Genomic DNA, 8,048 nt, shown 5'->3' with positions numbered 1-8,048 from the left:
CATCCCCCTGCGCGACGGGCTGGAGCGCACCATCCACTATTTCAAAAGCCGCTTCTGCGCCTGACGAAGGCCGCGGCCGTGGACGAAGGACGGCCCATGAAAGAGGGAGGGTGCCGGCAGGCGCCCTCCTCTTTTTTCTGCGCGGAGGGCGGCGACCGGTTTGGAGTCTTGTCGCGCCCCCCTCCCCGACTCCGGCTTTCGATCACGCCCACAACAGGAAACAAAGCCATCTTGCGAACCCACTCTCCCGAGTCGCGTGGCGAATCGCTCTCACAAGCGAATCGAAAACGTAGAGCTGGAGTTTTGTCGCGTCGATCCAAGCTTCCACAGGACGAACGAGTTATCCCCTGGAGTGTTGTCGCGGGATTCCTGGACTCTTGTCGCGCGACTCGCGATTCTCTACTGGAGTCTTGTCGCTCAAACTAATAGGTGAATCTAGTAACCTTACTAATAGTCTGCGCGACAAGATTCCAAATTGCGGCTCTCAACCTGCCATGATATGGATCGGTTCATAAGTGAACCTGGAACAAACGGCGAGAACAGTGCGCTATGGGCCAGTTGCATCGCCTGATCAGCCAAGTGGGCCGAGAGCAGGCCAAAGCACTCCAGACCGACCCTGATCAGCGCTCGCTGGTTGACATCGCTGCCGCGGTTCTGGAGGAAGAACGTCAGGACCTTGGCATTACCTATTCAGGTTTTGCCCTGACCGCGCTTCCGCACCGCCGCCTTCCCGACGACCAGCCTTGGGAACGGCGCGGACATCGCATTCGTCTGTTGATTGAGCCCGGTCGTCTGCCGGTCAGGGGTGGCGGCTTCAAACTCTACGGCGTTCCTTACGGCAGCCGGGCGCGGATGATCCTGCTGTATCTGCAGACCCGCGCCCTGCAGACCGACAGCCGGGAGGTCGAGCTGGGCCGCAGCATGCACGACTGGCTGGACCGCATGGGCCTGTCGGTGGGCGGCCAGACCTACCGCGATATCCGCGAACAGGCGTCGCGCATCGCCGCCTGCAACTTGACCTTCGCCTGGGAGGACGCCAATAGCCTGGGCTTTGAGAAGGACTCGATCGTCAAAGGCGGCATCCATTTCTCATCGGAGCACAATTCCCCACAAGGCACGCTGTGGGAAGACCGCGTCCTGCTCTCCGAGGCCTTCTTCCGGGAACTGAAGGCCCACCCCGTGCCGATCTGGGAACCGGCGCTGCGCCACATCCAGAACAACAGCACGAGCATCGACATCTACATCTGGCTGGCCTACCGGCTGCACAGCCTGAACAAGTCCACGACGATCACTTGGCCGGCAGTGTTCGAGCAGTTCGGAGCCGGCTACGCCCGCTTGCGGGACTTCCGGAAACGCTTCATCGAAGCCTTGCAACTGGCGCTCGCCGTCTATCCCGAAGCGCGGGTGGACGTGGAGGACCATGGGCTTCTCCTGCACCCCTCGCCGCCCCCGATTCCCGAACGGAAGATGTCCCAGCTCATGCGCTGAGCCCCGCCACCGATGGCGCTCCGGGAGACGCGACAAGACTCCAAACGCCACCCCGAAGAGCCTTGCGACAACATTCCAGGCGGCCACGCTCCAGCAAGGGATTCCATGCCGTACAAAGCCCTGTTGCTCGACCGCGACGGAGTGGTGAACGTCGATCACGGCTATGTCGGCGACCCCAGCCGCTTCGTCTTCATGGATGGCATCTTCGACTTGGCACGGCACGCCGTGGACCGCGGCTTCCGCGTCGCCGTCATCACCAACCAGTCGGGGATCGCGCGGGGCTATTTCAGCGAGGCCGCCTTCCTGGAACTGACCGGCTGGATGCGGGCCACGTTCCAGGCGCAAGGCGTGGAGCTAGCCGGGGTGTTCCATTGCCCCCATCACCGCGGGGGAACGGTCGAGCGCTACGCGCGGGACAGCTTCTGGCGCAAGCCGAACCCCGGCATGATCCTGGAGGCGGCTCGCCGGCTGGAGCTGGATTTGACGCGCTCGGTCTTTCTGGGCGATCAGCCGACCGACATGGAGGCGGCCCAGGCCTCGGGGGTGGAGCGGCGCGTGCTGCTGTGCCCGCAGGACGTCCCGCCCATAGCACCGACCGCCGCGACGTCGGTGATCCGCCGTCTCGAAGACCTGATCCCCACCCTGCGCTGACCCCGCCGCCCCGTTCAGCCGCGGAAGGCCCACAGCGTGTTGAGGACGTAGCTGGCCGGTGGATAGCCCAGGGCAACCACCCCCGCCGTCAGGGCCGCGGGCACGCCGAACACCGACGTCGCCAGATAGACCCCGCCGGTCGACAGGGCGGCCAGCGTCAGCGACACGGCGATGAAGCGCGGCATGTAGCGGTCGTGCCGACTCGCCTTGCCGAAGGTGAAGCGGTGGTGGCCGATGTAGGACAGCGCCAGCGACGCGGCGAAGCCGATCAGGTTGGCGGCGGCGGCGGGCAGCCGGATCTCAAGCCAGCCGTCCGTCAGGCCGACTGTGAGCAGGTAATAGGTGACCGTGGCCAGTCCCCCCACCACGGCGAAGCGGAACGCCTGCCGCCAAGACAGCAGGCGCTCACGGACCGTTCCGGCGTTCATTCGGCGGCAGCCCCTTCCGCCGGACCGTCCTTCCGCCAGACGGCGATCAGCGACTTGCCGCAATGGTAGCCAAGAAGCGGGTCGAGATGCCGGGACAGCGGGACCATGAAGCGGTCCCACAAGGTGATCTGCGCGGGCTTCGGGTGGGCCGACCTCAGCAGCAGGCGGTTGCCCAGCGAAGCCAGCATCCCGACCGAGTCCAGATAGCGCATCGTCACGAGGCTGCAGCCAGGGGGCTCCAGCCGCCGCAGCGAAGCGCGGTCATAGCGGCGGTGGTGCCCGATGGCCGCGTCGAAGGGCGTGTAGAGGTACTGGTGGGCCGGCGACAGGACGACGATGTGTCCGCCGGGGTCCACATGGGCCGCGACCCGCCGCAGTTCCGCGCCGTCGTCCTCAATGTGCTCCAGCACGTCGATGTACAGAACACTGTCGAATCGCTCCGCCGCGTCCAGGCTCTCCACCGTGCCGTGGCGGGAGGACACCGGCGCGGGGAAGCCGTCGGCGGTGATGCGGGCGAGATGGCCGGCCATGCCCGCGTCCGGCTCCAGCGCCACCCAGTGCTCGACACCGGCGTGGCAGAGGGTGCGAGTGACCGAGCCGATCCCCGCCCCGACCTCCAGCACCCGGCGGCCCAGAAAGGGGTGGACCTGATCGCCCCAATAGGAGCGCCAGTTGGCCGCAGCCGCGAAGACGTCTAGTTCCGAACCGCTATAGGCAAAGGCGCTGTCTGGCATGGGGATTCGATCACCATCGTTTTACGGACATAATGCAACGCCTGCCGGGCCGGCACGACCGGGGCGGCGGACCGGTTGGCCAGCATCATGAAGGTCGCGACGCCGAGCAGCGTTATGACCTGGAACAGAATCACCGCGGCGATGCCGGTCACGGTTGTCGTCCAACCCGGAACCGCCAGATCGGTGGTCATGCGGACGACGAGCGCTGCCAGCCCCAAGGCGCCGGCTCCGCCGGCGGCCATGCCGCAGAACAGCAGGAGCCGGACGAAGAGGAAATCGCTGAACACCGAGATCGCGCTCAGCCCATGGGTGACCAGCGAGACCAGATTCATCCGAGACCGGCCCTCGTACCGCTCGCCGCGCACCGTCGGGACCTTCACAATGGCGACGCGGGAGCGGACGATGGTGGCCGCCAGATGGTTCCAAAGCTCCGCCATATGAAGGAAGCGGTCCAACTGCCCGGCCGGAATGAGACAGAAATTGCCGAAGTCGATGACCTTGCCGGTCAGCAGCCGGAACAACCCCTTGTAGGTAGAATAGCAACGCCGGAACACATAGCCTTCAGACCGCTTGTGACGCTGGGCCACGACGACGGCCTCGGGCTGCCGCTCGTGCTGGGCGATCAGCCTCAGGAATTCCTCGGGCCGGTCCTCACCGTCGGAGTCGGCGACGATCACCAGATCGAAGCCGCCCAGCGCCGCGACGTGGGCCAGCCCGACGGCAATAGCCCTCTGATGGCCGAGGTTGCAGGCCAGATGGACGATGGTCAACCGCTCCAGGTGCCGGGACACCGGAGCCAGTCCGCCGCGGTGGGCGGGCTCGATCGATCCGTCATCGATTGCGAAGACGCTGACCCGTCCGATGCGGGGCGCCAGGGCGTCGACGGCTGCCACCAGCGAGTGGAGGCAGCGCCAGTCGTCGAGGACCGGGGTGATGACGGCGACGCGGCGCTCGGCACGCAGGCGATGCGTTTCGCTCATGCTCATCCGTTCGCTCCCATCGATGGCGCCGTCCCGAGGGTGTCTGGCCGGCAGCGCCAAGCCCAGCACGCCGGATCGTCGTTCAGGGCTCGCTCCGTCTGCGATTTCACAGCTCAGTATCCCCTGATGTAATACAGGCGGTATATGGTCCATACGGGACCGCCGGCTTCGATGTTCCGGTTGGCGAGCGCCACCCACCCGTCGTTGTCTGAGGGCGCCGATTCCGGGGGAACCGGCATCACGGCCGGCGGGACGGACGGAGCCGCCATCCGGTCCCGCAATTCCACCGCCTTCGCCTGCATGACCGGCAGTGTGGTGAGCGACAGGCCGTACAGCGCGGTCGCCGCGAAGGCGCCGGCGGCCAACGGGCTCAGGCGCTCGAATTGCCGACTGACCTCACAGGCCAGCCAGACGACACCGATCGGCACCAGCGCTGCGGATGCCACCCACTGGCGCGGCAGAATCCAGTAATGGCGCACATAGGAGGCGACGCCGACTAGGACCGACAGAGCCAAGGCCAGCAGGATCAGGACACAGGGCGCCACCAGACCGTGCAGGACAGGCTTCGCCCACCGCGGCGCGGCCAAATGGAGCAACGGAACGACCCCCGCCGCAACGATGAAGGCCAGGGCGTGATCGGGAATGAACTGGAAGTGGCTGAGTCCGGTAAAGGTGGCCCACGGGCCGAAGACCATCCACTCGAAGGGATGGAAGGCGAAACTGGGACCGCCTCGCAGCCAGGTGAGCGTTCCGATCACGAACACCAGCGCCGTTCCGGCGATGGACAGGGGCAGGTTGGCGAAGGCGAGCGCATCCGGGATGGAGGCGGTTCGCCGCCCGTCGAACCACGCAGACCAATAGCAGAACAGGGCGATGGAGAGCCAGTAGGCAGGAAAATACGGGTGCATCGACGCGCCTAGGAGCACCGAGACCCAGCCGGTGACGGCCACGGTCCAGCGCCCTCGGTCCTCGGGCAGTACCGAATAATAGGCCAGGATCCCGACGGCGGACGCCGCAAGCGGCATGTAGGGGCGCGCCTCCCCCACATAATGCATCAGGTCGGCCTGCCCCACGATCGCTAGCAGGAACCCAATCCGGCCGATGAAGCCGACGCGCCGTGCCTCGAAAAACAGGAAGGACGACAGCAGGAGGAAAATTCCGCTCAGCAGGCTCGGCAACCGCAGCGCGACTGCGTTCGCGCCGAAAATCTCGAGCAGAAGATAGTCCAGCAACATATATGTGCCGGTCTGTCCGTGATTGACTTCCGCCGTCGTCTTCCAGATGACGGCAAGCACGTCCAGAACCGAGTCATAGCCGCCCAGGGCAAAATGCAGAAATTCGTCGATCCAGATCGGGCGGCCGAAGCCGGCATACACCGCGATCACGAACAACGCCATGGCCGCTGTCGTCACATTCCCGATGTCCCTGAACGTGGCACGTAATGAATGTCCATCATTGCGAACAAAGTTAATAAATTTAATCATGAAAACAAATGCTCACTTCACTGTCATTCGGTTCGCATCGTTCTGGGATAGATATCCACCCCTCTTAGAGTTTGAGATTGTCTCCACGTAATAATTATTACCCAGATAACACGTTGAATCCATCTAGTCTATAAGTCGTTGAGGATATGACTTATAAGCTTAAGAACGGGAGCCAGCCAATTTTCTCGGGGTGGCATCGCGAAGGCGCGAGCGGCGTCCGGGCCGCCGTTCCGTAGCCTCGCTTGGGTGAAAGGACATTCGGGTGCGTCGGCTGTCCGAACCGCGGACCCGACGGTAGGACTTAGCGCACCAACGTTCTTGTGTTACTAATCGCCCCCATTCGCGGCTTCCGGTTCCGGTTGCAGGCCTTGGGGCTGCGGTTCGGGCATTGGCCGGCCCGGCGATCTTCCGGCGGCCGTGATCGCCTCTCCTTGTCCTGCGGAAGCTGGAACGCTTCCGGAAACGCTGTTGCGGACCGTATTCATGAGCGTTGAAGCCCTTCAGACCACCATGGCCGGCGCATCCACCGGGACCAGTGACGCGCCCCTCCTGACACCCCGCCAGGAGAATGTGCGGGCGCTGTTCGACCGGCTGGCCGCGGAGCGCGACCGCTGGGTCGAGCGCAACCGCGCCTTTCACGAGGCCGACCGCGCGTATCTGCGCTTTCTCGTTCCGGAAAACGCCTCGGTGCTGGAGGTCGGCTGCGGCACGGGCGACACGCTGGCGTTCCTGAAACCGTCCCGCGGGGCCGGCATCGACCTCAGCCCGGCGATGATCGCTGAAGCGCGGCGGCGGCATCCGGGGCTGGAGTTCCACGCCGGCAACGCCGAGGACTCGGCGGTCCTGGCGGAGATCGTCGGCACCTTCGACGTGATCCTGCTGTCCGACACCATCGGCTTCCTGGACGACATTGAGGAGACGCTGCGCCACCTGCACCGCTTCGCCACGCCGCGCACCCGCATCATCGTCAGCTACCATTCCCGCCTGTGGGAGCCGGTGCTGGGCCTTGCCGAAAAGCTGGGTCTGAAGATGCCGCAGGGCCAGCTCAACTGGCTGTCCAGCGCCGACATCGCCGGTCTTCTGACGCTCGCCGGCTGGCAACCGGTGAAGCGGGAATGGCGCCAGCTCATTCCGCGCCGCCTGCTCGGCCTCGGCACGCTCGTCAACCGCAGCATCGCCCCGCTGCCCGGCGTCCGGAAGCTGTGCCTGCGCAACTACGTGGTGGCGCGCCCCGCCCCGCAGGCGCCGGAGAAGCAGCCGTCCTGCACGGTGCTGATCCCCTGCCGGAACGAGCGCGGCAACATCGAGAACGCCATCGGCCGCCTGCCGCGCTTCTGCCCGGATCTGGAGGTCATCTACGTCGAGGGCAACAGCCAGGACAACACCTACGAGGAATGCCTGCGCGTCCAGGCCGCCCATCCGGACTGGGACATCAAGGTCATGAAGCAGCCCGGCAAGGGCAAGGGCGACGCGGTGCGCGCCGGCTTCACCGCAGCGCGCGGGGACATCCTGATGATCCTTGACGCCGACCTGACCGTTCCGCCGGAGGCGCTGCCGAAATTCTACCGCGCCATCGCGTCCGGCCAGGGCGAGTTCATCAACGGCACGCGGCTGGTCTACCCGATGGCCGACCAGGCCATGCGTTTCCTGAACTGGATCGCCAACCGCGCCTTCGCCCGCATCTTCTCCTTCCTGCTGAACACGCGCTTCACCGACACGCTGTGCGGCACGAAGGTGCTGTGGAAGCGCGATTACGACCAGATCGTCGCCAACCGGCATTACTTCGGCGACTTCGATCCCTTCGGCGACTTCGACCTGATCTTCGGCGCGTCCAAGCTGAACCTGGAGATCGTCGAGGTACCGATCCGCTACGCCGACCGCAGCTATGGCGAGACGCAGATCAGCCGTTTTACTCATGGCTGGCTACTGCTGCGCATGGTTCTGTTCGCCTGGAAAAAGCTGAAGGCTTTCTGAGCGCTGGGGCAATCAGCCATCGTCCCCGGTCGAGCCGGCTCTGTCCGCGAGCGCGGTCGCGCAGCCCTTCGACGCCACCCCGCGCGCAGCCCAGAGTGCTTGGGCGCGGGGTGGTAAGTGGATATACATTATGGATATACGTTAGGGGTGCACGTTGTGCCGAAGAGTTAGGCGAGGGCAGGGACGTTTCCGGTGTTGATCTGAAATGGTCCGCAGTCCCACGACGTGATTTTCCCGGTCTTCCAGTCCTTGTTGGGAACGCACTCGCCGACGCGGCCGCGCTCGGCACCAAAGAGCGTGTAGAGGTCC

At 65.0% G+C, this 8,048-nt stretch carries 7 protein-coding genes; 3 read left to right on the top strand and 4 right to left on the bottom strand.

Annotation, left to right across the window (positions count from 1 at the left end; all coding sequences use genetic code 11):
* Positions 1-549: 549 nt before the first annotated feature.
* Together JJL56_RS32340 and JJL56_RS32335 are read left to right on the top strand one after the other, a co-directional pair.
* Positions 550-1,488, top strand: a complete 939-nt coding sequence (locus JJL56_RS32340) for a replication protein RepA (protein WP_200487868.1) — start codon at positions 550-552, stop codon at positions 1,486-1,488.
* 105 nt (positions 1,489-1,593) lie between these two features.
* On the top strand, positions 1,594-2,139 hold the full coding sequence (locus JJL56_RS32335) for a D-glycero-alpha-D-manno-heptose-1,7-bisphosphate 7-phosphatase (protein ID WP_200487867.1): 546 nt from the start codon (positions 1,594-1,596) through the stop codon (positions 2,137-2,139).
* Between the two features lie 14 nt (positions 2,140-2,153).
* Here the strand turns inward: JJL56_RS32335 and JJL56_RS32330 are convergent, their stop codons facing one another.
* The 4 genes from JJL56_RS32330 to JJL56_RS32315 all read right to left on the bottom strand — a co-directional run bounded on the left by JJL56_RS32330 (position 2,154) and on the right by JJL56_RS32315 (position 5,678).
* Entirely contained in the window at positions 2,154-2,567 is a 414-nt protein-coding gene (locus JJL56_RS32330; protein WP_200487866.1) for a GtrA family protein, read from the bottom strand.
* On the bottom strand, positions 2,564-3,301 hold the full coding sequence (locus JJL56_RS32325; protein WP_200487865.1) for a class I SAM-dependent methyltransferase: 738 nt from the start codon (positions 3,299-3,301) through the stop codon (positions 2,564-2,566). Before JJL56_RS32325 ends, JJL56_RS32330 begins: the two co-directional genes overlap by 4 nt.
* Complete coding sequence (locus tag JJL56_RS32320; RefSeq protein ID WP_211112031.1) at positions 3,262-4,287, bottom strand: glycosyltransferase; 1,026 nt, start codon at positions 4,285-4,287, stop codon at positions 3,262-3,264. Before JJL56_RS32320 ends, JJL56_RS32325 begins: the two co-directional genes overlap by 40 nt.
* Before the next feature lie 107 nt (positions 4,288-4,394).
* A complete protein-coding gene (locus JJL56_RS32315; protein WP_200487863.1) occupies positions 4,395-5,678 on the bottom strand; it encodes a hypothetical protein in 1,284 nt (427 codons plus the stop codon).
* Between the two features lie 570 nt (positions 5,679-6,248).
* On the opposite strand from JJL56_RS32315, the gene JJL56_RS32310 reads away from it, so the two are divergent.
* Positions 6,249-7,739 (top strand): glycosyltransferase, encoded by a 1,491-nt coding sequence (locus JJL56_RS32310; protein ID WP_200487862.1) that lies wholly within the window; start codon positions 6,249-6,251, stop codon positions 7,737-7,739.
* The last annotated feature ends 309 nt before the right edge of the window (positions 7,740-8,048 follow it).

The organism is Azospirillum aestuarii, from assembly GCF_016632405.1.
GTDB classification, from domain to species: Bacteria; Pseudomonadota; Alphaproteobacteria; order Azospirillales; family Azospirillaceae; genus Azospirillum; species Azospirillum aestuarii.
This window is presented reverse-complemented; position numbering and strand designations above follow the sequence as displayed.

Bases quoted from the DNA above. Each gene is read 5' to 3' on its own strand.
- JJL56_RS32325 (WP_200487865.1), bottom strand. From the start codon at position 3,301: ATGCCAGACAGCGCCTTTGCCTATAGCGGTTCGGAACTAGACGTCTTC.
- JJL56_RS32340 (WP_200487868.1), top strand. From the start codon at position 550: ATGGGCCAGTTGCATCGCCTGATCAGCCAAGTGGGCCGAGAGCAGGCC.
- JJL56_RS32315 (WP_200487863.1), bottom strand. From the start codon at position 5,678: ATGGCGTTGTTCGTGATCGCGGTGTATGCCGGCTTCGGCCGCCCGATC.
- JJL56_RS32310 (WP_200487862.1), top strand. From the start codon at position 6,249: ATGAGCGTTGAAGCCCTTCAGACCACCATGGCCGGCGCATCCACCGGG.
- JJL56_RS32335 (WP_200487867.1), top strand. From the start codon at position 1,594: ATGCCGTACAAAGCCCTGTTGCTCGACCGCGACGGAGTGGTGAACGTC.
- JJL56_RS32320 (WP_211112031.1), bottom strand. From the start codon at position 4,287: ATGAGCATGAGCGAAACGCATCGCCTGCGTGCCGAGCGCCGCGTCGCC.
- JJL56_RS32330 (WP_200487866.1), bottom strand. From the start codon at position 2,567: ATGAACGCCGGAACGGTCCGTGAGCGCCTGCTGTCTTGGCGGCAGGCG.